At 60.7% G+C, this 24,679-nt stretch carries 25 protein-coding genes and 2 pseudogenes; 15 read left to right on the top strand and 12 right to left on the bottom strand.

Annotated elements, in window-relative coordinates; genetic code table 11:
- The first annotated feature begins 43 nt into the window (after positions 1 to 43).
- The 10 genes and pseudogenes from mce (at position 44) to O2S87_RS05940 (ending at position 8,778) form a co-directional block, all read left to right on the top strand.
- Positions 44 to 436 (top strand): methylmalonyl-CoA epimerase, encoded by a 393-nt coding sequence (mce, locus tag O2S87_RS05985; RefSeq protein ID WP_475407887.1) that lies wholly within the window; start codon positions 44 to 46, stop codon positions 434 to 436.
- 309 nt (positions 437 to 745) lie between these two features.
- Positions 746 to 1,303 carry a hypothetical protein gene (locus tag O2S87_RS05980; RefSeq protein WP_475407886.1) on the top strand — a complete coding sequence of 186 codons (558 nt, stop codon included), beginning with the start codon at positions 746 to 748 and terminating at the stop codon, positions 1,301 to 1,303.
- 375 nt (positions 1,304 to 1,678) lie between these two features.
- Positions 1,679 to 2,368, top strand: a complete 690-nt coding sequence (locus O2S87_RS05975; RefSeq protein WP_475407885.1) for a DUF7409 domain-containing protein — start codon at positions 1,679 to 1,681, stop codon at positions 2,366 to 2,368.
- Positions 2,369 to 2,683: 315 nt separating this feature from the next.
- Positions 2,684 to 3,511: a class I fructose-bisphosphate aldolase gene (locus O2S87_RS05970; protein WP_475407884.1), complete on the top strand. Its 828-nt coding sequence runs from the start codon at positions 2,684 to 2,686 to the stop codon at positions 3,509 to 3,511.
- Complete coding sequence (locus O2S87_RS05965) at positions 3,508 to 4,386, top strand: class 1 fructose-bisphosphatase (RefSeq protein ID WP_475407883.1); 879 nt, start codon at positions 3,508 to 3,510, stop codon at positions 4,384 to 4,386. Before O2S87_RS05970 ends, O2S87_RS05965 begins: the two co-directional genes overlap by 4 nt.
- A gap of 161 nt (positions 4,387 to 4,547) precedes the next feature.
- A complete protein-coding gene (locus O2S87_RS05960) occupies positions 4,548 to 5,741 on the top strand; it encodes a mechanosensitive ion channel family protein (RefSeq protein WP_475407882.1) in 1,194 nt (397 codons plus the stop codon).
- Positions 5,742 to 5,837: 96 nt separating this feature from the next.
- Positions 5,838 to 6,758, top strand: coding sequence for a cation diffusion facilitator family transporter (locus O2S87_RS05955; RefSeq protein ID WP_475407881.1), 921 nt, complete (start codon positions 5,838 to 5,840; stop codon positions 6,756 to 6,758).
- 122 nt (positions 6,759 to 6,880) lie between these two features.
- Positions 6,881 to 7,606 (top strand): annotated as a pseudogene (locus O2S87_RS05950) (PAS domain-containing protein); the annotation flags it as partial.
- A gap of 59 nt (positions 7,607 to 7,665) precedes the next feature.
- Positions 7,666 to 8,064, top strand: a pseudogene (locus O2S87_RS05945) (GAF domain-containing protein); the annotation flags it as partial.
- 36 nt (positions 8,065 to 8,100) lie between these two features.
- Complete coding sequence (locus O2S87_RS05940; protein ID WP_475407933.1) at positions 8,101 to 8,778, top strand: sensor histidine kinase; 678 nt, start codon at positions 8,101 to 8,103, stop codon at positions 8,776 to 8,778.
- 113 nt (positions 8,779 to 8,891) lie between these two features.
- Here O2S87_RS05940 and O2S87_RS05935 read toward each other — a convergent pair whose 3' ends face one another.
- Entirely contained in the window at positions 8,892 to 9,806 is a 915-nt protein-coding gene (locus tag O2S87_RS05935; protein ID WP_475407880.1) for a 1,4-dihydroxy-2-naphthoyl-CoA synthase, read from the bottom strand.
- 144 nt (positions 9,807 to 9,950) lie between these two features.
- Here O2S87_RS05935 and O2S87_RS05930 point away from each other — a divergent pair, with 144 nt between their 5' ends.
- A complete protein-coding gene (locus tag O2S87_RS05930) occupies positions 9,951 to 11,543 on the top strand; it encodes a sensor histidine kinase (protein ID WP_475407879.1) in 1,593 nt (530 codons plus the stop codon).
- Between the two features lie 34 nt (positions 11,544 to 11,577).
- Here the strand turns inward: O2S87_RS05930 and O2S87_RS05925 are convergent, their stop codons facing one another.
- Positions 11,578 to 11,895 (bottom strand): DUF7964 domain-containing protein, encoded by a 318-nt coding sequence (locus O2S87_RS05925; protein ID WP_475407878.1) that lies wholly within the window; start codon positions 11,893 to 11,895, stop codon positions 11,578 to 11,580.
- Here O2S87_RS05925 and O2S87_RS05920 point away from each other — a divergent pair, their 5' ends adjacent.
- Entirely contained in the window at positions 11,896 to 12,069 is a 174-nt protein-coding gene (locus O2S87_RS05920; protein WP_475407877.1) for a hypothetical protein, read from the top strand.
- Positions 12,070 to 12,254: 185 nt separating this feature from the next.
- Here O2S87_RS05920 and O2S87_RS05915 read toward each other — a convergent pair whose 3' ends face one another.
- Positions 12,255 to 12,506, bottom strand: coding sequence for a DUF8015 family protein (locus O2S87_RS05915; RefSeq protein ID WP_475407876.1), 252 nt, complete (start codon positions 12,504 to 12,506; stop codon positions 12,255 to 12,257).
- Between the two features lie 105 nt (positions 12,507 to 12,611).
- Between O2S87_RS05915 and O2S87_RS05910 the strand changes: the two genes are divergently transcribed.
- Together O2S87_RS05910 and O2S87_RS05905 are read left to right on the top strand one after the other, a co-directional pair.
- A complete protein-coding gene (locus O2S87_RS05910) occupies positions 12,612 to 12,971 on the top strand; it encodes an SHOCT domain-containing protein (protein WP_475407875.1) in 360 nt (119 codons plus the stop codon).
- A 303-nt stretch (positions 12,972 to 13,274) separates the two neighbouring features.
- A complete protein-coding gene (locus O2S87_RS05905; RefSeq protein WP_475407874.1) occupies positions 13,275 to 13,733 on the top strand; it encodes a universal stress protein in 459 nt (152 codons plus the stop codon).
- On the opposite strand, the gene O2S87_RS05900 is transcribed toward O2S87_RS05905, so the two are convergent.
- The 9 genes from O2S87_RS05900 to O2S87_RS05860 all read right to left on the bottom strand — a co-directional run bounded on the left by O2S87_RS05900 (position 13,734) and on the right by O2S87_RS05860 (position 23,504).
- Positions 13,734 to 14,861: a Gfo/Idh/MocA family protein gene (locus O2S87_RS05900; protein WP_475407873.1), complete on the bottom strand. Its 1,128-nt coding sequence runs from the start codon at positions 14,859 to 14,861 to the stop codon at positions 13,734 to 13,736.
- Positions 14,862 to 14,864: 3 nt separating this feature from the next.
- Positions 14,865 to 15,833 (bottom strand): sugar phosphate isomerase/epimerase family protein, encoded by a 969-nt coding sequence (locus O2S87_RS05895; protein ID WP_475407872.1) that lies wholly within the window; start codon positions 15,831 to 15,833, stop codon positions 14,865 to 14,867.
- A gap of 79 nt (positions 15,834 to 15,912) precedes the next feature.
- Positions 15,913 to 16,977, bottom strand: a complete 1,065-nt coding sequence (locus O2S87_RS05890; protein WP_475407871.1) for a Gfo/Idh/MocA family protein — start codon at positions 16,975 to 16,977, stop codon at positions 15,913 to 15,915.
- Positions 16,978 to 17,135: 158 nt separating this feature from the next.
- Positions 17,136 to 17,339 carry a DUF8005 family protein gene (locus O2S87_RS05885; protein ID WP_475407870.1) on the bottom strand — a complete coding sequence of 68 codons (204 nt, stop codon included), beginning with the start codon at positions 17,337 to 17,339 and terminating at the stop codon, positions 17,136 to 17,138.
- A complete protein-coding gene (locus O2S87_RS05880) occupies positions 17,332 to 18,555 on the bottom strand; it encodes an ABC transporter ATP-binding protein (protein WP_475407869.1) in 1,224 nt (407 codons plus the stop codon). Before O2S87_RS05880 ends, O2S87_RS05885 begins: the two co-directional genes overlap by 8 nt.
- Positions 18,556 to 18,580: 25 nt before the next feature.
- Positions 18,581 to 19,576, bottom strand: a complete 996-nt coding sequence (locus O2S87_RS05875) for a carbohydrate ABC transporter permease (protein WP_475407868.1) — start codon at positions 19,574 to 19,576, stop codon at positions 18,581 to 18,583.
- Position 19,577: 1 nt separating this feature from the next.
- Complete coding sequence (locus tag O2S87_RS05870) at positions 19,578 to 20,597, bottom strand: carbohydrate ABC transporter permease (RefSeq protein ID WP_475407867.1); 1,020 nt, start codon at positions 20,595 to 20,597, stop codon at positions 19,578 to 19,580.
- Between the two features lie 5 nt (positions 20,598 to 20,602).
- The gene (locus O2S87_RS05865) at positions 20,603 to 22,081 is read right to left on the bottom strand and encodes a substrate-binding domain-containing protein (RefSeq protein WP_475407866.1); all 1,479 of its coding nucleotides are present in this window, start codon (positions 22,079 to 22,081) and stop codon (positions 20,603 to 20,605) included.
- 346 nt (positions 22,082 to 22,427) lie between these two features.
- Positions 22,428 to 23,504, bottom strand: coding sequence for a TrmB family transcriptional regulator (locus O2S87_RS05860; RefSeq protein ID WP_475407865.1), 1,077 nt, complete (start codon positions 23,502 to 23,504; stop codon positions 22,428 to 22,430).
- 120 nt (positions 23,505 to 23,624) lie between these two features.
- On the opposite strand from O2S87_RS05860, the gene O2S87_RS05855 reads away from it, so the two are divergent.
- Positions 23,625 to 24,548 (top strand): DUF8054 domain-containing protein, encoded by a 924-nt coding sequence (locus tag O2S87_RS05855; protein ID WP_475407864.1) that lies wholly within the window; start codon positions 23,625 to 23,627, stop codon positions 24,546 to 24,548.
- Positions 24,549 to 24,679: the final 131 nt, after the last annotated feature.

Raw genomic sequence — 24,679 nt, 5'->3', positions numbered from 1 at the left:
CGATGGGACTGAAAGTTAAGGAAATCGCGGTCGACCATTCACCATGAAGGTTCATCACGCCGGGATTGCGACCGACGCCGCCGAGGGACTGGCAGAGCTCTATGGAGGAATGTTCGATGCCCCTCGTGTCCACGAAGAGCGGTTCGACGGGATGACCGTCGTCTTTCTCGAACTCGACGACGGCTATTTCGAGTTGTTAGAACCACACGAGGGTGGCCCAATCGCTAGCTATCTCAATAGCCACGGTCCCGGGATTCACCATCTCGCCTTGGAAACCGACGACATCGAGGCCGCCCTGTCGACCGCCCGCGACTGTGGTGTCGATCTGATCGACGACGAGCCACGACCCGGCGCGTGGGGTCACGACGTAGCGTTTCTACACCCGAAGTCGACCGGCGGCGTCCTCGTCGAGTTCGTCGCCCATCAAGAAGGGTAGCGAGTGACGGTTGTTCGTTGAGGAAGATCACACGAGGTGTGATGATCTGGTATGTAACCAAGACTAAACAACAAGTATAAATGTATAAGATATAGTCAATAAGTATGTCAGAAATTGCGACAAAAAAGGAGTTCACAGGAGACATGGCAATGTTTATCATTGGGATACTGTTCTGTTTCCCGTTTGCCATTTATTACTACATCAGTAACAAGGAAGAGATGTGGATTTGCCCATCCTGCCAAGAGGGAGTACACAAAGGCGCGTCGACGTGCCGGTACTGTAACGAAGATTTGAGTCAGTACAACTGAGATGAGGAATCCGGTTCGGGACCTCGTTGAGAACGTCGGACGGACGAATCCGCTTTTTTTGGCTCACCACCCGACTTGTGAGTTTTACGACCATCATACAGTCACCATCTATGGACAGAAGATCTGTATGGGGTGTCTGATCGTCTATCCGACCGCACTTCTCTCGCTTTTCACACTCAGTCTATGTTGGTTCCTGTGGCCTGATCTCGGCGTCTTTGCTCGGTCGACGGAGACGTTCTACATCGGTGGTTTCGGATTGATCGGACCAATGGTCGTGACGAAACTACTGCCTGGAACGCGGTCGTCTACCGTACGTCTCATTACGAAGTTCGCGCTGGCAGTTGGGCTCGCGATCGTCGCGTTTTCGTTCGTGTTCCGACCGGCGGACCGACTCCTCACTGTTGGTCTGTTTGCAGGGTTCTTGATCCCGTACGTCATACACAAGGGGCTGACCGCTCGGGACGACTGTCACGGCTGTCCGGAGGCTGCCGAGTTTCCCGACTGCTCAGGGATGACATTCGATGTAGAGTCGACACACGAATCTGATCGCTCGGAGTAGTTTGCTGTCGTAACTTCGGAATTCGAGCCGTGGCTGACGATTGTCGAGGGCACCGGCTTGTTTTACCAGATCGGCTGATGGTACCGTTGTATCCAACCGCCCATCTTGACTGGACTTCTGCCAGGACCGCTCATTTCGTACGGATAACGATCCCAACAGCGCGTTACAGAGATTCGAGCAAGCCCAACGGGGGCGACTCAGAGCCTGCTTCGAGCAGCGAACGTCGACGCGGAGGCGGCATATAAAAGACATATAAATTATATTTCTGGGAGATATCTCGACGCATCCTGTCGGTTTCAAACTCTCAACACTGGTAACTTGATGCAAATATTAATTAGCGATGGTTCCAAGTATTGTACGAAATGGTGATTGGTTGTGTCTAGCGGGAGTACCGATTCGGCCGCTGTCGACACACCTCTCGAATCGCTTCGGTTTATCGGCCCGGCGACAGCGGCAGTGTTAGCGCACAACGGATACGACGCCACAGCCATCACCGACAAGCGTGTCTCGTATCGGAACCTGGTAGATGCTGGCGTCAATCCGGGTGTCGCCGCCAAGATTCGCCGAGAGCACTCGCTGTCGTGGTCGTTTCGTTCGGGTGGCGACCTCGACCGTCGATCAGCACAGATTAGAGGGCTTGGCACCGCGGAAGCCGCGTGGGTAGCGGCCTCGGCTGGCGACTGGGAGTCGACTGATGAGCCTGGAGCCGACGTCACGTCGGCCGTCGTCGAGAGCGACGCGGACGATAGTCCAGTGAATCGAACTCCGTGGCCGAACCACGCCGGGGTGCCAGCACAGTCCGAGCTTGACACCGCGAGCGATGGCCGTGGTGATGCGATCAGTGCTGAAGCTGCCTGGCAGGCCCGGAGCAAACCAACGCCAGTAACCGACCTCGATTGCGTCGACGCCAACGCAGCCGACCGACTCGCACAGGCCGGGATCACTTCTGTTCGAAGCCTCGCCACCGCCAATCCCGAACACGTCGCCGATGTGCTCGGCCTGCCCAGATCCGCCGTCACCGACTGGTATACCGCCGCGCGGGATGTCGACACTCGCTCGAAGTAACCTCGGGCGAACGAGTCTGCGGTTCGTCAACCTCCGTTCTATAGGTGGGGCAGGCCGAGTGTCTCGGGACCTGAGCCCGAGGGGTTTACCAGAGCGAGTCTTATATCATTGTCAATTATTATTGAATCGGTCACTCTCAGTCGAACCACTGTGCTGAACCTACTGAATTGACAACAAACCCCGTACAAACGCGAAGGATTTACTACAAAATACAATAATCGAACGGCGAAAACCGGCCGTTCGGCCAGGCAAGACGTATCAAATCCATGGTATTGACCACAGTGTTTTTATGGTAGATTGCGGGACATACTACTGATGATCCCACACGCTGACGAGGCGATCACTCGCGACGGGAAGTCGCTGATTCTCGCCTACGATCACGGGCTGGAGCACGGTCCAGTCGACTTCGAACCGAATCCGGAAACGGCCGATCCCGACCGGATATTCGAACTCGGCACCCACGAGGCGGTGACCGCGGTCGCAGTCCAGAAAGGGGTCGCCGAGGGGTACTATCCGTCCTACTCCGAGGAGGTCACACTCCTGGCCAAACTCAACGGTACGTCGAACCTCTGGACGGGCGAACCGAACTCGGCGGTGAACTGGACGGTCGAAAACGCCGTCGACGTGGGCGCTGACGCGATCGGCTTTACGGTCTACGGCGGCTCGAACCACGAAATCGAGATGGTCGAAGAGTTTCGACAGGCCCAGGAGGCCGCCCGCGAACACGATCTGGGCGTCGTGATGTGGTCCTATCCGCGCGGCCAAGGGTTGAAAAACGCGACCACGCCGTCGACGATCGCCTACTCGACGCGGCTCGGACTCGAACTCGGCGCGGACATTACGAAGGTGAAGTATCCCGGTTCGGCCGAGGCGATGGCCCATGCGGTTCGGATGGCTGGCAACTCGAAGGTCGTTATGAGCGGCGGCTCGAAAACCAACGATCAGGACTTCCTGTCGACGGTTCGTGCGGCGATGGATGCCGGTGCGGATGGGTTGGCGGTGGGTCGGAACGTCTTCCAGCGCGACAATCCTGAGCAGATCCTCGACGGACTCGAAGCAGTGATTTTCGACGAAGCCAGTGTGGCAGACGCGCTCGACGTGATGGGATCAGACCCGACAAACCCGGCGGCTCTCGACTCATGAGCTCACCAACATCCAGCGGCGATTACGACGCCGTACTCGACGACATCTTCGAAACGCTCGCCGAACTCGCCCCCGAAATCCGGGCGTCGCTGCCCGGTCGACGGGTCAAAAGCGACGAGGTCAACCCCAGCGGCGAGACGCGGTTGGAGGCCGACGCCTACGCCGACGAACTCATTGAGGCGGCCCTCGGCGAAATCGACGGCGTCGGCTGGTACGCCAGCGAGGAGCAGGCCGAGCCGATCGACACCGGCGACGGCGACATCTCGATCGCCTGCGACCCGCTCGATGGTTCGTCGAACATCAAGCCCAACAGCCCGATGGGGACGATCATCGCGGTCTACGAGGGCGACTTCCCGGCTGGCGGCGACAGGCTGCTGTCCTCCGGCTTCGTCCTGTTCGGGCCGATTTTGACGATGACCGTCGCCCGCAACGGGACGGTCTACGAGGCCAACGTTGGCGAGGGTGAGATCGAGATCATCAACGACGACGTGACGATCCCGGATGAGCCGACCGTCTACGGCATGGGTGGTCGGGTCCCCGACTGGACCGACGGCTTCGCCGCGTTCATCGACGAGGTCGAACAGGAGTACAAACTCCGCTACGGCGGCTCGATGGTCGCCGACGTGAATCAGGTGTTGACCTACGGCGGCATCTTCTCGTATCCCGCTCTCCAGTCAGCACCCAACGGCAAACTTCGGCTCGAATTCGAGGGGATCCCGATCGCTTACATCGTCGAGTCCGCTGGCGGTGTGTCGTCCGACGGCAGCCAGTCGATCCTCGATGTCGAGGCCTCCGAGTTCCACCAGCGTGTGCCCGTTCACCTCGGCAACGAACAGCTCATCAGTCGTGTCGAGGCCCATCTGAACGACGAGTAACCCACGTTTTTCGAGTCTGCAGGTACAGTTGTGGTGCGTCTTTGGGAATCTCTCGGCTCCCCGTGGTACTGTATACCGACTCAGGTAGCATGTGAGACAGCGACACACGCTTTTGCGCTTTTTATCAGAATTAATTTAAGTATGTGCTTTTTACAATTCCTATGCAGATCACGGGGGTTCTCACACAGTTGGAGTCGCTGTTGGGGGAGTTCGTCTCGGTGGAGATTCAGTTGGTGGTCAGTGTCGGGCTCGTCGTGTTTTCGGCAGCAGCAGCCGGGTTCGTTGTTCCACGGCTTGTCGACCAGAGCCAGCGCATGACGGCCGAACTGAGCCGCGAGAGACTCGACGGTCGAGCCACCGAGTTCGTCGACCGGCTCGACGAAACCGTCCCACTCTCGGTGGTGGTCGTCCTGACTGTGAGAACGATTCAACTCGTGTTGTTCGTCGGGTTGGTGCTTTCGCTGCTCATCGTCTGGGGGTTCGTCGACGTGGCATGGTGGCTTCTCGGAGTGGTCGAGTCGGCGCTTCCGACACTGAGCCAGCTTCTGGGGACTGTCGGGTTGGTCGTGATCGCCATTGTTGCGAACTCGCTTCTCAAGGACCTGATTTCGGAGTTCACGACCGATACAAGCCAGATATCGGCGCATCAAGAACAAATTCTCACCCGTGTTGGACAGGTGTGCTTATTGGTGGCGGTCTCCATCGGGGTGCTCAGCATCTGGCAGATCGATCTCGGTGGTATTCTTGTGGGCGCGGGCTTTCTCGGGATCGTCGTCGGGATGGCCGCTCGTCAAACGCTTGGGGCGCTGATCGCTGGCTTCGTCCTCATGCTGTCGCGACCGTTCGAGATCGGCGACTGGGTCCAGATCGGCGACAACGAAGGGATCGTCACCAAGATCACGATCATGAACACCCACATGCGTAACTTCGACGGCGAGCACGTCGTGATCCCGAACGACAACGTCGGCCAGCGGGCAGTCATCAACCGAAGCCGTGATGGCAAGCTACGGGTGCATGTCGAGGTCGGTATCGACTACGAGGCCGACCCACACCACGCGGCCGCCGTCGCCGTCGAGGCGATCAAAGAAGCCGACTTCGTCGACGGGAATCCGAACCCACAGGTGTTCCCGGTGAGCTTCGGCGGCTCGGCGGTCGACCTCGACATCCGGTTTTGGATCTCACCGCCAACCCCACAGCGGCGCTGGCGGGCGACCGCCGCAGTTGTCGAAAACGTCAAAGATCGATTCGAGACCGAGTCGATCTCGATTCCGTTCCCCCAGCGGACGGTCGGCCACCGAACGGTCGACGAAGATTCGGTCGTCGACCGCGAGGCAACCATCGAGCCGATCGACTGATTTAGACGGCGTCGAAAACACCAGTAGACGCGGCAAAAGACCCCGTTTGAGGTCCGAAATCCGAACGCTCAAGTGTCGTTTTCGCCCACACTCTGTATGGACGTCGACGACGCCAGACGCCGATTCTCGCGGGCGTCGTGGGCGAACGTGCTCGGCAACGCGATCAAGATCATCGTCGAGGGAGTCGCCGGTCTCACGTTCGGCTCGGTCGCACTCGTCGCTGATGCGGCCCACTCGGTCGCCGATCTCGTTGCCAGTTTTGTCGTGCTCATCTGGGGCAGTAGCTCGTACGAAACTCCTGATGACAACCACCCACACGGCCACGCCCGTATCGAGCCGCTGACCGCGCTGTTCGTCGGCGCGGTGATCGCCGTGCTCGGGTTGAACCTTTTGATCGAATCCGTCGAGGGTATCGTCGAGGGAGCCCCCGGCGTCCGCTTCAGCTATCTGCTGGTCGGCGCGCTTGTGTTCGCACTGGTCGACATGTACCTCGTCTACTGGTATACGATCAAACAGAACGAGGGCCTGGAGTCGACCGCGCTCGCGGCGCTGGCGACCGACTGTCTCAACGATCTGTATACGACAGTCGCCGCGATCGTCGGCGTGCTCGGCGTGCTCGGCGGCTACCCGATTTTGGACCCGATCGCTGGTGGGCTGGTGAGTTTGTTGGTGATGTATCAGGGCGTCGACATCGGCCGGGAGAACATCGACTATCTGGTCGGCGCGGCACCCACCGGGGCGAAACGCGAGGCGATACGAACCCATATTAAGGCCCATCCGGCCGTCGAAGGACTCCACGATCTGACCGTGTATTACGATGGAACCGTCTTGGAAGTCGAGGTTCACGTCGAAGTCGACGGCGAGATGACGATTCGTGAAGCCCATGATCTCGAAAGCGAACTGGTCGACAGCCTGCGGAGTGTCGAAGCGGTCGGCGATGCACACATCCATCTCGATCCATCGGGGCTCGGTGAGTGGAAAGAGGCCGTCGACGGCGATCGCCAGCAGTCATACTAGAACTGTCAAAACATTCGAACTTGTTTTGCTGACGAACAGCCTCTCACACAGTGGATTACTGTTACTTATGTATGGTATTATCTAGCTGTTTATGTTCACTGCGCGTGTTATAAAGAACAACAATGAGGGAGACTGCGGCAGTTGTTCGTGTTCTCTCAGTCGAGGCCGATTGGGAGAGTGATGCTATCAGATCCGCGTTTGAACGGACGTTCGAGACGGTCGACGTTCGGACCGCCGCAAGCCTCGATGAGGGTCTCGAACTGCTCGCCGCTACCGACGTCGACTGTATTGTCTCGGCGTCGACGCTGTCGGACGGCGACGGATTCGAACTACTCTCGGCCGTCCGTGAGGCCGAGCCAGTACTTCCGTTCGTTCTCTGTGCGGATGGCAGCGAAACTCGCCTTGTCGACATGGATTCGACAGACCGACACACGCTCGTCTTCCAGATCGGCTGTGACGGTCCACAGACTGCATTTATCGACCGACTCACCGACCAGATAGCGGCCTACCGACTGTACGCTGAACGCGAACGTGAGTGTGAACGAACAGCGGATCTCCTGAGCCAAACCGAGCGCATTGCCGACGTCGGCGGCTGGGAACTCGATACCGAGACCGAATCGGTGTTCTGGACCGACCACCTCTACGAACTGTTCGGTATCGAACCCGATACGGCACTCACACTACAGACAACCCTTGGGGTGTTCCACCGAGCGGATCGCCCGCTCGTCGCAGACGCGGTTGCCACGGCGCTCGACGAGGCCAAGAGCTACGACCTCGAAGTTCGGTTCTGTCGTCCGGACGGTGAGGTTCGGTGGGCGCACTTCAAAGGAATTCCAACCGTCCGTAACGGTCGCGTCGAAACGCTCCGTGGAGCCGTTCAGGACGTCACCGAACGCCACGACCGCGAGTGCGTGCTTCGAACGATGCACGATATCATCTCCGAGCGGGCCGACTCGTTCGACCAGCAGGTGACAACCTGCTCGAACTCGGGCGGGCCGAACTCGGAACCAGATACGGGACGCTTTCGCGGATCGATGGCGACGACTACGTTTTCGAGGTCGTTTCGGCCGACGATGACCGTCTACTCGAAGGCGATGTCGTTCCGGTGTCAGCGACGAACTGCGAAATCGCTGCCAGCACCGAACAGACGATCGTTCTCGGCGATATCGAACGTGACGCCCCCGAACAAACCCACCGGGCAGGGTTCACCGAGTGGGGTATTTCGTGTTATCTCGGCGCACCGGTTTTTATTGATGAGACGGTGTACGGGACGTTCTGCTTTTACGACACCGAAGCCCGAACAGACCAGTTCACCGAGTGGGACCGAACGCTCGTCGATCTGATGAGCCGGTGGGTGAGCTACGAACTCAAGCGCCGACAGGCGACCGAGAAGCTTCACGAACAGAACAAGCAGTTGGACCGGTTCGCCTCGATCGTCTCCCACGACCTGCGAAATCCCCTTAGCATCATCGAGGGTTACGTCGATCTGGCGGTCGAAACCGGTGACGTCTCGCAACTGGGTCGCGTGCAGTCGGCGGTCGACCGGATGGACACGCTAATCGACGATGTGCTCCTGTTGAGCCGGACCGAAAACGCTATCGGCGACCGCTCGCTCGTCGAACTCCGGTCGCTCGTCGAACGGTGTTGGGAAACCGTGCCGACCGAGCAGGCCACGATATCGATCCAGGCCGACCGAACGGTCGACGCTGACGAGACACGACTCCAACAGCTGTTGGAGAACCTCATTCGTAATGCAGTCGAACACGGTGGCCAGCGCGTTCAGGTGACCGTTGGCGAGCTCGACGATGGCTTTTATATCGAAGACGACGGCCCCGGTATCCCGGAGACGAACCGCGAGACGGTTTTCGAGGGCGGCTACTCGACGTCCCACGACGGCACTGGGCTCGGGCTGAATATCGTGGCCGAGATCGTCGAGGCACACGGCTGGGAGATCCGGGTTACAGCAGGCGCTGGCGGTGGCGCACGGTTCGAGATCACCGGCGTTGGTTTGGTCGACTGATCTCGGCTGCCGAACTCGATTGTCTCTTGGCCACCGTCAGCGAGCATCTCCAGTGGGCCGAAGCGGAACTCGTTCGGGCGGTAATGGATGACGTCAGCCCGCCGATGTAGTTGTCAGTAGTGCCACGGGTAGTCGTCGAACTCCGGCTCCCGACCCTCCAAAAAGGCATCCCGGCCCTCCTTGGCTTCGTCGGTCATATACGCCAGCCGGGTCGCCTCGCCCGCAAACACCTGCTGGCCGACCAGCCCGTCGTCGGTCGCATTAAAAGCAAATTTGAGCATCCGCATCGCGGTCGGACTCTTTTGGGTCATCTCGTCGGCCCATTCGAGGGCTACGTCTTCGAGCTCCTCGTGGGGAATCGCCTCGTTTGCCATCCCCATGTCGACAGCCTCTTGGGCCGAGTAGGTTTTCCCCCGGAAGAAGATCTCGCGGGCCTTTTTTTGGCCGACCTGCTTGGCGAGATACGCCGAGCCGAACCCGCCGTCGAAGGACGCGACGTCGGGGTCCGTCTGGAGGAACTTGGCGTGCTCGGCGCTGGCGAGCGTGAGATCACAGATCACGTGAAGCGAATGGCCGCCACCCACGGCCCACCCCGGCACCACGGCGACGACGGGTTTGGGCATCGTGCGGATCAAGCGCTGGACTTCGAGGATGTGGAGTCGACCCGCTTTGGCCTCCCGCACGGTGGGGTCGTCGTCTTCGTCGGCTTCGTCGTCGTCGCGGTACTCGTAGCCTGAACCTCCTCGCACTGACTGGTCGCCACCCGAACAGAACGCCCAGCCGCCATCCTTTTCCGAGGGGCCGTTGCCCGTCAGGAGGACACAGCCAACGGTGGCCTGTTTCCGGGCGTGATCGAGCGCGGTGTACAGTTCGTCGACCGTGCCGGGTCGGAAGGCGTTGCGGACCTCGGGGCGGTCGAAGGCGATGCGGACGGCCGGGACGTCCACCCCGCGGTGGTAGGTGATATCGTCGAAGTCGAACCCGTCGACCGGCTCCCACCGGTCGGGGTCGAACAGATCCGAAACCATACCGTGAGGAGGGACGGAGCCGATAAAAAGCCAGCCGAACGGCGAGCTGGGTTCTGACTGATAAGCTGTCGGGAGCGGTATCAATACCAATGTCATATCGGCCAGACCAGCAAGGATAACAATGTCGACTCCGTATATATTAGTATGAGCGATCGGCGCGGCGGATTCGATCGGCAGACCGCGTACTCACGGCTCTACGAGGTTATGCAGACCGACCGGCCGCTGGACGAACGGCTCCGTGAGGCCCTCGAGATCGGCGTCGACCAATTCGGCGTCGACTTCGGCTACATCACCGAGATCGACACCGAGACCAACGAGTGGGAGGCAGTCATTAGCACCGAGCTGCCCGACGGGACCGATCTCACCGGCCTCCAAGAGGACCTTACCAACACCTTCTGTCTGCGGACGATTCAGGACGAACAGATATTCGCGTTTGCTGATGTCGCCACCGAAGGCCTTGAAGACCACCCGGGGGCTACCGAGCACGGCATTCACTGTTATCATGGGGCACCAATTCTGGTCGACAACGAGCCTCATGGGACAGTCTGTTTCGCCTCGTACGATCCCCGTGCCGAGGCGTTTTCGGAGGCCGAGAAATCCTTTAGCCATCTGGTCGCCCAGATGGCGGGCTACGAGATCGAACAACAGGAGTACGAACGCGAACTCGCCGAGCGGGAGGCGCTGCTCGATGAGCGGGCCGAAGTCTATCGGGCCGTCATTGACGCCAGTTTCGATCTGGTCTTCCGGCTGGATCTAGCGGGGCGGTTCATCTACACCTCCGCGTCGCACTTCGATCTGCTGGGCTACGACCCCAACGAACTCGACGGTCAGCCGGTCACGCTCCTTGTCGCCGACGGCGAGCCCACCGACCGCAGCATGGACCTGTTCGAACGGGTTCTCTCCGGCGAAACGATCGAGGAGAGCTCCCTCCCGCTGGAAACGAAGGGCGGCGAGATCGTCTACGTCGACGTTCGCGGGACGCCGATCTACGACAGCAGCGTCCCGGTCGACGACCGCACCCCGGAAGACATCGTCGCGGTGCAGGGGATGAGCCGGGACGCGACCGACCGCAAGCGCCGCGAGGGGCTGATCAGCGTGATCAACCGCGTCCTGCGGCACAACCTCCGCAACGATGTCGGCGTCATCAACGGCTACGCCGAACTGCTCGAAGCCCAACTGGACGGCGACCACGAAACGCTGGCCCGTCGGGTGCGGACGACCGCGGGTCGACTCCTCGATCTGAGCGAGACGGCCCAAAAACTCGAACGAAACCTCGAGGTTTTCGACGACCGGCAAGCCATCGATCTCCGGCCACTGGCCGACCGGGTTGCCGACGAAATCGGCGACCGCCATCCCGCCGCCTCGATTGCGGTGAGCGCTCCCCTGTCGGTGGTCGTCGACAGTTCACCCCGACTGGAGACGGCGCTGTGGGAGTTGGTCGACAACGCCGCGAAACACGCGGGCGACGCGCCGACGGTCGACATCGAGATCGAAGACCTTGGCGAGCGCGCGGTCGTTCGCGTCACCGACGACGGGCCGGGACTTCCACGACTGGAGCGTTCGGTGCTGGAATCCGGCGAGGAGACGCCGCTCGTTCACGGCTCGGGACTGGGGCTGTGGCTCGTCTACTGGATCGTCACCGGCGTCGACGGCACGCTCGAGGTGGTCGACCCGACGACGCCGGGGACCGTTATCGAGATCCGGTTGCCGAAAGGCAATGGCCCTGACCGCGAGTAGGCGACCAATCAGTCGATTACGAGCCGTTTTGTTACTACTCCTCGGGCGACTCGATCAGCGAACTGTCTCCCTGTCCCGCGATCATTGCGTCTTCCAAGACGGCACTCGGATCGCGGTCGGAACCGTCGACGCGATGGTCGACGGTCCACCCCTCGTCGTCGTCGTAGGAAGCGACGACTGCGACCGACTCGGTCTGGATTACCACGAGCTCGGAACGTTCTGTGGGACCCTGTTCGGTGGCGATCAGCGGGATCGCCGTCAGGATCGCGTCGCTGTCTTCGAGGCTCGACAGCGCGGTGCTCGTTACTGGGCTGTCGGGAAAGGATTCCAGAAGTCCACCTTCAGTTGCCATATGGACCGCGATGGTCGTGGGGTACTCAAAAAACACGGTTTTGCGGCGAATGTCCAGTTGGCTGGGCTCGACGCGTCGGTGATCGACGGGATGGTCGACAGCGCCTGGTACTGTGCGCCTGATACATATCCGAAGCTCGTTCGTCGACTGAAATCGCTTGGTGGTGACGAGTAATCTGATTCAAAACTAGTGTGTGATGCAGATACCGTAACGGTGCAGAACCAGAAACACCCGACAGGCTCCGGTCGAGTCTCGGGAGTCGAGATGGCAGGGGCTTTCTGGGTCTCTGAATTCACCGCTACACACTACCCACTGACTGCCACTCGCTGGTCGACACACCCTACTGATACCCAAACCACTCACCCAACGACGACCCCGACACCCAACACCATGATGCCGATGTGCCAGACGACCACCGGAACGACCACCATGGGATCGGTCCGCGGCAGCGGCGGATTGCGGAACAAGGCGTCGTAGAGGAACAGCGTTAACACGACTGTCCCAGCGAACAGCCCGGCCCGCAGCCCGACGCCCGCAACGGCGCTCACTGCCAGCCCCAGCAGGACGCTGCCGACGATTCCCACGAGCACCCAGTCATAATACTCAACCATTGTCAATCAATAACAGTACGCACTCAATGATCGAATAACTATGGACTCGCCCGACAGCTGACCACTCGGGCAGTCGGCCCCGAGGAGGGCCTCGTCACGGATCTCATGCTCGGCATAGTGGTCGTCTTCGGCGCGGACATCATCGCCATCGTCGGGTTCATGTGGCCCTACGGCCACGTCTCGACGCCGAGCTTTCTGGCCACGACAGGGGTGATCGTCGGCAGCTTCGCCGCGTGGATCGTCTGGCGCTGGCGCGAGATCAGAACGATCGAGTCGACCGACACCCCTGACCGAACACTCCTCGACGAGCTCAAACACCGGTATGCCGCCGGGGAGATCGACGATGCGGAGTTCGAGCGCCGACTCGACCGCCTCGTCGAGGTCGACCAAACGGTCGCGGACGCCGACATCCGGGCCGACGACCACGCGGTCGACCGGGCCGAAGAGCCGACCCATGAACACTGATATTATCCCATACTGGCCAGCCTCGCCGTCTTTGACAAAGTTCCCGCTCGAATCGGGGACCATGCCACGATCCGTACTCGTCACCGGTGCGACAGGAATCAGGGCGACGCGGTCGTCGACCACTCCCCAATAGCTGTCTCGCTCACACCAAGCAAGCACACCCTCCCAGCCGATGTGGTCGTGTCAGTTAATCACCGGAGCCTGACGGGTGATTCGCTCACGCCCCACACCCGAAGGAACGTTCGTGAAATATTTACTCGGAAGTCAGTAAATATTTACGAGCCCGGCCCGTTCGTCGACGTAATGAGCCTTGAAACAGTACTCGTGGCAGTTGAAACGGACGAAAACAGCGAGACCGACGAACTCGCGTCAACGGCCGTCGACATCGCCGGGCCAGCGGGAGCCACAGTGGTGTTGGGACACGTCTTTTCGACGGAGGCCTACGACGAGGCCCGCCAGCGACTCAAGTTCGGCCCGAACAGCGAGGTGACGCCCAGCGTGGTCGCCGAGCGGAAGGTGGGAAACCGCGCGGTCGCCGAACGGCTCGCCGACGCCGGGATCGAGTACACGGTCGAAGGACGGCTCAAAAACGGCGGCTCCGAAGGCGACAAACTAGCGACTCTTGCAGACGAAATCGGGGCGGATCTCGTCATTATCGGCGGACGTGGTCGAACGCCAGCGGGCAAGGCCGTCTTCGGGTCGACCGCCCAGACGGTGTTGCTCTCGGCACCCTGCCCGGTGACGTTCGTCCGAACCGAGTAGCTACAAGTCGACCCACTCGCCACGGTCGTCTGACCGTTCGATGGCGTCCAGGATCGTCTGGACCTCGTAGGCGTCGGCGAACGACGGCGAAAACTCCGCTCGCTCGGCGACCGCAGACAGGAACTCGAAGTTCTCGTGGACGAACGTGTGTTCCCAGCCGATAACGTGGCCCGGCGGCCACCAGTGGTCGACGTAGGGATCGGTTTCGTCGGTCACTAAGATTGTTTCGTAGCCCCGGCTGTCGCCAGTCAGAACTTCGAGTTCGTTGAGTCGCTCCAGGGAGAATTTGAGACTCCCTGCCGAGCCGTGGATCTCTATGGTGTGGTCGTTTTTGTGACCGGTCGCAAAGCGGGAGGCCTCGAAGCTTCCGACCGCGCCGTTCGAAAACTCGGCCTGGGCGGTGTAGGCATCGTCGACCGTCACCGGGCGGTGTTCTTCGACGCTCCCGTCGTCGGCGTAGACGGGACGTTCGTCGACGAACGTTTCGAGGTGTCCGGAGATGCGCTCGATGTCTCCGGTTTGTTCGCCGACGAGAAACCGCGCGAGGTCGACGGTGTGCGCGCCCAGATCCCCCAGTGCGCCCGAGCCCGCGAGGTCGGCGTCCATCCGCCAGGCCCACGGTGCCTCGGGGTCGACGAGCCAGTCCTGCAGGTAGCGCCCGCGGACGTGGTGGATCTCGCCGAGGTCGCCCGAATCGATCAGCTCCTTGGCGTACTGGATCGCAGGCACAAACCGGTAGTTGAACGCACAGCCCGCCGGGACCCCTGCGTCGGCCGCTGCATCCCGCATCGCTTCGGCCGCTTCGAGCGTGGGTGCGAGCGGCTTCTCGCAGAGGACGGGCGTCCCGGCGTCGAGCGCCGCGATCGAGGGCTCGGCGTGGAGGTGGTTCGGCCCGAGGTTGTAGAAGACGTCGACCTCCTCGACCACATCTTCCCAGTCGGTTGCGGTGTGGGTGAAGCCGAAGCGGTCGGCCGCATCGGCCAGTGCCTCCTCGTCGCGGCCGATCAGCGTATGGCGTTCGATTTCGGGGGCCTCAGGGAAGAACATCGGCAGCCGTGCGAGGGCGTTCGAGTGGGCCTTGCCCATGAACCGATACCCCAGCATCCCGATAGTGAGTGGTTCCGTCATGATTCACTCCGCCCAGTAGGCGTCGCCGGGTTCGGTTTCAAAGAGAGCCCGCGAGAGCACGTCGACCGCCTTTTCGAGACCTTCTTTCGAGGTCGTCAGCGAGTCCTCGTGTTCGATCGACAGCGCGCCCTCGTAGCCAACCATCCGCAGGGTCGAAACCACGTCCTTCCAGTGGGACTCACCGTGGCCGTAGCCAATCGACCGGAACAGCCACGCACGGTTCGGCTCGTCGGTGTAGTCGGTCGTATCGAGTACGCCTTTCTCGCGGGCGACGGGCTCGTAGATCTTGGTGTCCTTGGCGTGGAAGTGGTGGATCGCATCCTGCTCGCCGAGCAGTCGGATCGCGTCGGTGACCTCGATTCCCTGCCAGTAGAGGTGCGAGGGATCGAAGTTCGCGCCGATGCGCTCGTTGGTCGACTCACGGAGCCGCAGCATCCCGTGGGGCTCGTAAACCAGCATGTTGGGATGCATCTCGATGGCGACGTCGACACCCTGCTGGTCGGCGAACTCGGCCAACTCGGTCCAGTAGTTGCGCGCGACGGTCCACTGGTACTCGTGGGCGTCGGCGTGTTCGGTCGGCCACGGGGCGGTGATCCAGTTGGGGACCTCGTCGTTCGGTCCGCCAGCCGGGAGTCCAGAAAAGCAGGTGATCGTGTTCACCTCGAGCTGAGCGGCCAATTCGATCGCCTCCCGAAGCTCGCGGTCGGCCTCGGCAGCGCGCTCGTCGGCGGGGTGCAGCGGGTTGTTGTGGGTCGCCAGCGCGCTGATTTCGAGGTCGTGTTCGTCGAGCAGGTCGTGCAGTTCGGCCTGCTTTTCGTCGTCGTCGAGCATCTCGGTCCGGTCGAGGTGGTCCTCGCCGGGGTAGCCACCGACGCCGATCTCGACGGCGTCGACGCCGATGTCGTCGAGATAGGCGAACGCCGAGTCGATCGACTCCTGGCCGAGGGGGACAGTAAGCACTCCAAGCTTCATGGACTACGGTACTACAACATACCGAATAAATCTTTAGAATTATATTTATGATTTATCAATACGGTGTAACCAGCGACGCTCAGTCCAGCGAGATCGCCTGGCCCTTCTCGGAGGACTGATAGATCGCTTCGATCACACGCTGGACTTCGATTCCCTGCTCGACCGTGTTTCGATCCGGTGTGGTGGCCGACCGGACGTGATCGAGGAAGTAGCCCTGTTCGGTTCGGTGGGTGTCGTTTGCTTGGGTTTCGATTGCTGCATCGGTGAGGTGGTCTCGTCCGGCTTTGCCGTCCTCGAACACGGTGAGCTCGTGGCTTGACCGGTCGAACCGGACGCCCGCCTCGGTGCCCCGCAGAATGAACTCGTCGTTCTTCGGGCGGTTGGTCGCCCACGCCACATCGAGACAGATCGTCTGGCCGGCGTCCGTTCGAATAAACGCCGTCGCCGAATCGTCGACATCGAACCCGTCTGGACCGATGTCGTCGCCCCACATCTCGACGAACGCGTAGTCGTCGCGGGTGCCGAACTGCGAGCGCGTCATGCCCGAGACCTCGGTGATTTCGGGGAAATCCAAAAAGTAGAGCGCGAGGTCGACCGCGTGAACGCCGATATCGATGAGCGAGCCGCCGCCGGCGACGTCCTTCGAGGTGAACCACGAACCGCGACCCGGAATGCCACGCCGGCGGACGTAGTTGGCTTCGATGTGGACGAACTCGCCGAAGCGGCCCTCTTGTTGGTACTGTTTGATCACTTCGACCGGCGAAGCGAACCGGTTGTTGAACCCGACCATACAGAACCCCTCGGCCGTGTCGGCCGCCTCGGCGATCCGCTGGGCGCTTTCGAGCGTGTGAGCCAACGGTTTTTCCAACAGTACGTCACAGCCTGCTTCGAGGCCGGCGATAGCGTACTCCTCGTGGAAGCGGTTCGGCGTCGTGATCAGAATCGCATCGGCAATCCCGATCAGTTCGTCGGCGTTCTCGTAGGTCGGCACGTTGTAGCTCTCGCTGAACGTGCGGCGTGCTTCACCCGAGATGTCGGCCCCACCGACGAGCGTTGCGTCCTGTTCTTCGAGTCTGTCGGCGTGGTGGTGCCCGATGCCACCGAGACCGATGATCCCTACTCGTACTGGTGAGTTAGATCCCATTGAAGATTATTTACAACACCTGTTGTTAAAGTTCACGTTACCGGGACGAAACGGTGTCCGACTCTGCGAATCCGCCAGCCTGAATGGCGAACGGTTGGAGACGGAGGGGGTGACTCTGAACGCTCCAATGTGTACCTTGGTGCCCGAATATATCATAGTTAGTACAGTTGCTCTTCTTTTTCTGCCTGTTCGCGCTCGCGTTCTTGCTGTTGTTTCTGTGTTGCCCGGCCGGCTCGGTAGCGCGCGATGCCAGGGATGATTTTGTTTTTGACGTCGTAGCCGAACGAGACGATGCCGTAGATCCAGAAGAAAAACAGCACCGTCAACCCGCCGTAGTAGACCACCGGAACGAGGCTACTCACTGGAGCCGCCCACCTCCGAGTCCGCGGTCGCGACGCCGGCCGAGCCACCGGCCGAAGGCGAGGTCGACTCCGACAGTGCGGTGATGCCGTGGGCGAGCGCGTCGCCGTTTTCCGTGTCGAACAGGTGGATCTTCGAGCGATCCAACACGACCGACACTGGCTCGTCCTCGTCGATCACCGAATCGGGGTCGACGCTCATCAAAAGCTGGTTCGAAGCTGATGACGCCTCGGCGCTGGTCATCATCTCGCCACTTGTCTCGTCCAACGAGAGGTAGACGAAAATCTGGTCGCCCATCGGTTCGAGCACGTCCGTCCGGGCCTCGATGACCTCCGAGGTGCTCGTCGCGGCGTCGACGCTGTCGACGCGGTAGATGTCCTCGGGTCGGATCCCCATCGTGATCGTCTCGCCGCGCGAGAGGCCGAGCGCGCTGGTATTGAACTCGATTTCGAAGTGTTCGGTCGACAGCCCCGTGTCGGTAATCTCGCCTTCGATGAAGTTCATCGACGGCGAACCGATGAAGCCGGCAACGAAGAGGTTCGCCGGTTCGTTGTAACAGACCAACGGCGGGTCGATCTGCTGGAGTTCACCGCCGTTGATGACGGCGATCCGGTCAGACATCGTCATCGCCTCGGCCTGATCGTGGGTGACGTAGATGATCGTCGTCCCGAGCTGTTTGTGGAGTCGCTGGAGTTCGGTTCGCATGTGAACCCGAAGCTTGGCGTCGAGGTTCGCCAGCGGCTCGTCCATCAGGAAGACGTCTGGCTTGCGGACGATCGCACGGGCGATCGCGACGCGCTGTTGCTGGCCGCCCGACAGTTCGTTGGGCTCGCGTTCGAGCATGCCTTCGAGCTGGACGATGTCGGAGGCCTGTTCGACCCGGCGGTCGATCTCTTCTTGATCGTGTTTTCGCAGCCGGAGGCCGAACGAGATGTTCTCGTAGACGTTCATGTGGGGGAACAACGCGATGTTCTGGAACACCATCGAGACCCCACGATCCATCGGTGGAAGCCGCGTGACGTCGGTTTCGCCGATATGGATCGTCCCTTCTGTCGGCTTCGTGAGACCGGCAATCGTCTCCATCGTCGTCGACTTTCCACAGCCGGAAGGGCCGACCAGACAGACGAACTCGCCGTCCCTGATGTGGAGATCCATCTCGTTTACCGCGGTGATATCTTCGTAGCGTTTCGTGACTTTATCGAGTTTGACGCGTGCCATGGTTGTGTAGTGTGTTTTCGGATCGCTATTCTTTGAGTGCGCCAGCGGTCAGTCCGCTAACGATGCGTTCTTGGGCGACGATGACGATCACCACGACTGGCAGCACGCCGACGATGCTCGCGGCGGCCATGAGGTTGAAGTCCGTCGTATACTGGGTCTGATAGCTCAGAATCCCGCCGACGAGCGGCGACCAGTTTTCTGGCTGGTTCTCCAGTGCCATGATCGAACTGAAGAAGTACTCGTTGTACACCGCGATGAACGTCAGCACGGCCGCGGTCGCCAGTCCGGGCGCCGAAAGCGGCATAATCACGCGGATCAGCGCGCCCAATCGGGTTGTGCCCTCGACGCGGGCGGCGTCTTCGAGCCCGTCGGGGATCTGTCCGTAGAACGTCGTGAGGATGAAGATCGCCAGCGGTAAGAACAGCGCGCTGAACGGCAGGATCATCGATCCGGGCGTGTTCACGAGCCGTGGCGCTTCGAACAGTTCGATGCCGAGGAACGGAATAACGATCGCGTTCCCGAGGAAGGCGTCGAACAGCGGAATCAGAAACGCCGCTGGTGGGAAGTACGAGATCACCAGCACGGCGAGCATGAGCACGCCGCGACCGGGGAACTCCAGTCGACCAAACACGTAGCCCGCAATCGTTGCCACGGCGAGCACAATGATGGTCGTCGTCGTCGCCAACACGAAGCTGTTGAACACGAAGAGGTGGAACGGAACCTCCTGGAACACCTCGACGAAGGCGGTGATGTTGAACCCCTGTGGGTGCGGGAAGTTAATGCCGATCACCGGCAGCGACCAGTCGCTGCCGAGAATCTGGCTGTTCGGCGTCAGCGCCAGCACGAGCAGCCAGTAAAAGGGGAACAGCGTCGTGATCAAAAAGAAGCCACACGCGCTCCAAAAGAGGGCTCTGTAGAGCCGCTCGCGTTTTTCTTCCTCCTCGATCACGCTACGCGTCCAGCGGTTCAGGAGGCCGGTGTCCTCGTCGGAGTCGGTCGATTGGTTGGTTGCGGTTGCCATCTCAGATACTCCCGTCTTTGTACTGCTGGTAGATGACGCCCAAGACGACGACGCCGATGATGCCGGCGGTCACGAACGCGACTGCCGAGGCGAGTCCGCGGCTGCTGTTGAACGTCTCGACGACCATACACGACAGCGACGGAACGGTCGTACAACTGGAGACGGAGTCGACCAGTCCGTAGATTCGCATGGCGTCGATCGTCCGGAAGAGGACGGCGATACCGAGCGCCGGAAGCACCAGCGGGAACGTGATGAGCTTGAACTGTTGCCATTTGTTTGCACCGGCGACCTTCGCGACGTCGTAGAGGCTCCGGTCGATGCTTTGGAGGCCAGCGAGGATGAGTAGCGCCATGAACGCCGTCGTCTTCCAGATGTCTGCGACCGTCACGATCAAAAAGGCGCTCATCGGATCGTTGAGCGTGTTCGTCGGCGCGACGATGCCGAGCGGTGCGAGATACTGGGTTAGAAACCCGGTACTCGGGTGGAACATCAGGTAGAAGATCATCCCCTGGATGACCAGCGGAATCGCCCACGGGATGATGATTGCTGCACGAACCCAGCGTCGACCCCGGAAGTCCTTGTCGAGAACCAGCGCCTGGCCGAAGCCGATGATGGTCTCGAAAAAGACGCTCACGACCGTGAACGCCAGCGTCACGATGAGGGTGCTGCGCACCCAGCCGTTGACGTGGACGAACGGGAACTCACCACTGGTCGTCACCTCGGGGAAGAACGTGACCGAGCCGGGAAGCTGTGAGTCCGCTTCGCCGGTAAACAGGTCGACGTAGTTCTGGAGGCCGACGAACTCGGGCGTCCCGCTTCCGAGCACGCCGGTTAGCATCGACAGTTCGAACGTTCGGAGCAGTGGGTACAGCGCGATCGCTCCGAGCAGGACGAACACGGGTGTCAAAAGCAGGTAGGCGAACGCAGTCTCGCCGAGGTTTTCGAGCCACCGAGTCACCGCCAGGAGTGGCCCCGAGCGGCGTTCGCGGCTGCGTGCAACCGTCTCTTGTTCAGTGCTCATTGATTTTAGTTTGAGTCGGATTCTTCGATCGCCGTTTGCAGATCAGCAGCGGCGTCTTCCGGAGATTTCTCTCCGGCAACGGCCCGGTTGACCTGCTCGGCGATCGTTTCGGCCTGCGAGGGCCATTCGGTTGTCACCGGCCGGGGCATCGCGCCCTCACCGGCGACCCGAAGGGTATCCATGTAGTTGCCGACATCGCCGACTTGGTCGGGATTGGTCGCCTCTTCGTCCTCGAAGAGTTCGGGTTTCGGCGGCAGCCACGCAATGGCTTCGAGCATACCGAGGTTGAAGTCGTCTTCCGTCAACGCGGTCAACACTTCGAGGGCCTGGTCTTTCTTTTCGGTGTTCGGGTTCATACAGATGTGCCAACCGCCCTGTGCGGAGGTAGAGCCACCCGTGCCAGGGTGTGCGCCCTCGCCCTCTTCGACGGCGTACGGCATTGGCATTGCACCGAGGTCGTCCGAGTCTTCGAAGTCGTACTCGCCGCTGAACGCTTCGACAATCGCGTACGGCCAGTTGCGGTGGAAGACAGCGTCGCCGCCGGTAAACGGTGACAGTGCGTCGTTTTCTTGCCACTGAGTGATGTCCGACGAGGCGAGTCCGACCGGGTACTCGTCGAGCGTGTCGTCACCCTCTTCGCTGGCCGCGAGCGTCGAAATCATGCCGAGCGCCTCGATGAACTCGTCTTCGTCGATCGTTACCGGGCGGTCGCCGACCGGTCCACCGAGGTTGTCCTCGCCGCCGAAGTACGCGCCGCCGAACGAGGTCATGATCTCGTTGAACGAACAGCAGGCGGTCCCCTCGTAGATGTCCATCTGTGTCGAAAAGCCAAACTCGGCATCGGAGTCCTCAACGGCCTCTTCGGCGATTTCGGCCCACTCGGACCAGGTCATCGGCTCGGTGGCCCACTGCTCGAAGTCCTCGTCAGTGTAGCCAGCATCCCGGAGGTAGCCTTTGTTGTACATCATGACCGCGTAGTCCGGGAACAGCGGCACCCCGTAGAGGTCACCGCTGTCTGCGTCTCGAACCGTGTCGACGAACGCCTCGAAGTACTCGTCGTCGATGCGCGAGAGTGTCTCGTCGTCGAGTTCCTCGGAGAGGTTGGCGACGTACCCCTGTTCGATGAAGATATTCGCCCACCCTGAGTCCATCATGAACAGGTCGGGACTGGTCTCTTCGGCTTCCAGCAGCGAGGTGTACTGGTCTCGCTGTTCACCGGTGTCGTCAGACTGCTCGCTAAAATCGATCTCTATGTCTTCGCTGACACCGTTTTCGTACAGGAGATCCGGCATGTTCTCCTCGATGTCGCTGATGGTCGTCGAGCCCATCGCAATCGTCACCGTGTCCTCGGAGCCCTCGTCGCCGCCGTAGATACAGCCCGCCAGACCCATCGTCGCGCCGGTGGCACCGGCGGCCTTGACGAACGTCCGTCGGGAGACGCCAGCGTTGGTTCGGTTCTGTCGGTTTGAGTGCTTTCTACCCATACGAAAAAATATGATGGTTATAGTTATTTATAATTATTGGACCGAGTACAACAGGTGTAGTTAATAAATAGTATCCAGTTGTGCTACGCGTAACTGGCCGATGGAAGCGACGTCGACCGCTACTGGAAGGCCACGAACTGGCGTAGTTTGTGTTATTTACTACCACTTTTGTATCCGGGACACGTAATATTTTCGCCTACCCATATCTATTTATATAGTAATTGGCTTCTGACTCGCTTGAGAGAATCCGAGCGGGCTTTGATCAGCGAGCGGTGGAATCACTCTTGATCGACGAGAATTAGGCCGTGGCTCCGGTCAGATACCGGGGGATGACGTCGACTGAAACTCAGTTCGCCGCTTCGATCGTAATCTGGGTCGCTTCGATGTCCTCGATCATCGCACCCCAACCGCCGACTGAATAGGTTCCGTCGTCGGTTTCGAGACGGAACGAGGCTTCGCCCGCGAGCTGTGACAGCGGTGTCGGGTTCGTTTCGTCGAGGTGTTGGCCGGCGTACGTCACGGCGGTGACCGTCCCCCGGAGCGAGATCTCACGGCCGCTGTCGGTTTCGATCCCATTGATCGAGACGTCGATCGTTTTGCTTTCGTCGAGCAGCGGAACGATCTCCCGCAGACAGTGACGGATGTCGACGTAGGTGACCGGGAACGCCTCGTTGCGCGCCGAGTAGATGGTCTCGTGGACCTCCCACAGACTCGTCAAAAAGTACCAATAGAACACGTAGGTGTGGGTTCGGTCGTTGACGATGACGCCGTACTCGTTGGTCGAGTGGCCATGGGGCGAAAAACAGGTCCACGAGCGGTCAATCAGCACGACGAACGGTGAGGGGACCGACCGGACGCGCACCTCGGTACAGGTCCGCGCGAGCGACTCCATCGACGGCGGCTCGACCGTTTCGCCGACCGTGGGCACGAGACACAGCTTCACGTCGACGCCGCGGTCGAGCGCGGTTTCGAGTGCGCCTTCGAGCTCGTAGTACTGGTCGACCGTAACCCCGGCATGAACCTGGGTTTCGGCCTCTCGAATCAGCTTGTCGGCCTGGGCTAACACGGTGTCGAGACGCTTGAGAATGCTCAGCTGGTGGTCTTCGATATCAGGCTGTTCCCAGCGCTCTTCGATCGCTTCGGCCGCCGTTTCGAACCGGTTGGCCCGCGAGCGGAGGTCGGCGAGCACGTCGGCCGGATCGTGTGCCCGAGCGTGAAGGCTGTCCTGCTGGTAGGTCTCGATGTACTCGACATCTTCGAGTCCACGCAATACGTCGTAAATCCGTGCATCAGGAACCGAGCTTGCCTGGGCGATCTCGGTCGCCGATGCCGACCCGAGGCCCAACAGCGTCACGAACGCGTCGGCCTGGTACGGCGACAGACCCGCGTCCTCCAACGTTTCGATGAGTTTCTCGCCGTTCATACCGATCGGAAAGCACTCACACGTATCTTCCTTCCATTCATCCAATTCGTAGTATGTAGTTGATATAAAAACCTTCTCTCCAGCGGTAGACTCAAGTCGACTACCCAGTAACTCCCCGCCATGGACTGGCTTACCGACCGGGTTCGACGCCCAGAGTACACTGGAGAGAACCGATGTTGGCCATGTACGCTTTTGAACGGGCTTATTCTCGCGGTTATCGTTGGAGCGCTCGTGAGCCGCGGCCGACGAAAAACCGCCGTCGCCGTCGCCGCGACCGGCCTCGGCGCGGTCGGCCTGCGTGGGTATCTGTTTCCCTACACTCCACAGCTCGCGCCCGAACTCGCCGCCTCGCTTCCGGTCGACTGGATCGACCACGATTCGACACCGCCGGTCTCCGGTTCGCTCGCCGAAACCCCGAGTTCGGCCACCGAGGGGGTGAAATCACCGTCGAATACCCACACCGACGAACCGACTGACTCCGTCGACGGTCCTGTCACACTGGGGTCGGTGAGCCCATCCGAGGGTCCGCCGTCGGGCGAGACGGTCCTCGAAGCGCTGCTGGCGGCGGGCGTGATCCGTCTTTCGGACGACGAACCCGAAGGCGCAGTCGAACTCGACCCCGCGTTCGCCGAGGCGTGGCGCGAGGAGATGGCCGCACTCCGTGAACTGGATCTCGACGCGCTGGCCGACGTCGCCGCCTCGCTCACGCCTTCCGAAATCGAGACGCGAACCCGCCGCACATGGAACCGACCGGTCATCATACTGCAGGCTCCCGGTGGCTCGCCGGTCACCCTCCAGCAGGGTGTCGCGATCGCCGAACTCGCAGCCGCCCGCGCACTGGACGGTCGCGTCGACGATCACACCTCGCTGGCGGCGGGTCGGCCACTCCGGTCGCTGCTTGAGACCTGTCCGCTCTGTGGCGATGACGTGACAATCACGCAGTCGACCTGCTGTGGCGAGGTGACGTTGCCGGGCAAACAGCCGGCAGAAAAGCTCATTTGTCCGTCATGCAACGTCCGGTTCTTTACGTTCGAGACCGAGTAGCGGACGAGTGGTCTGCGCTATGTTTGAATCTACGGAGCGCGTATAGGCGCTAATGAAGGCTTCTCGTCGGACCAAGTTGGTGAAACATCTGTCGGAAAAAGAGCTTGATGACGCGATCAATGAAGCACAAA

The organism is Halohasta sp. A2 (assembly GCF_056175805.1).
Note: the sequence above shows the minus strand (reverse complement) of the source record. Positions and strands in the feature narration are given on the sequence as shown.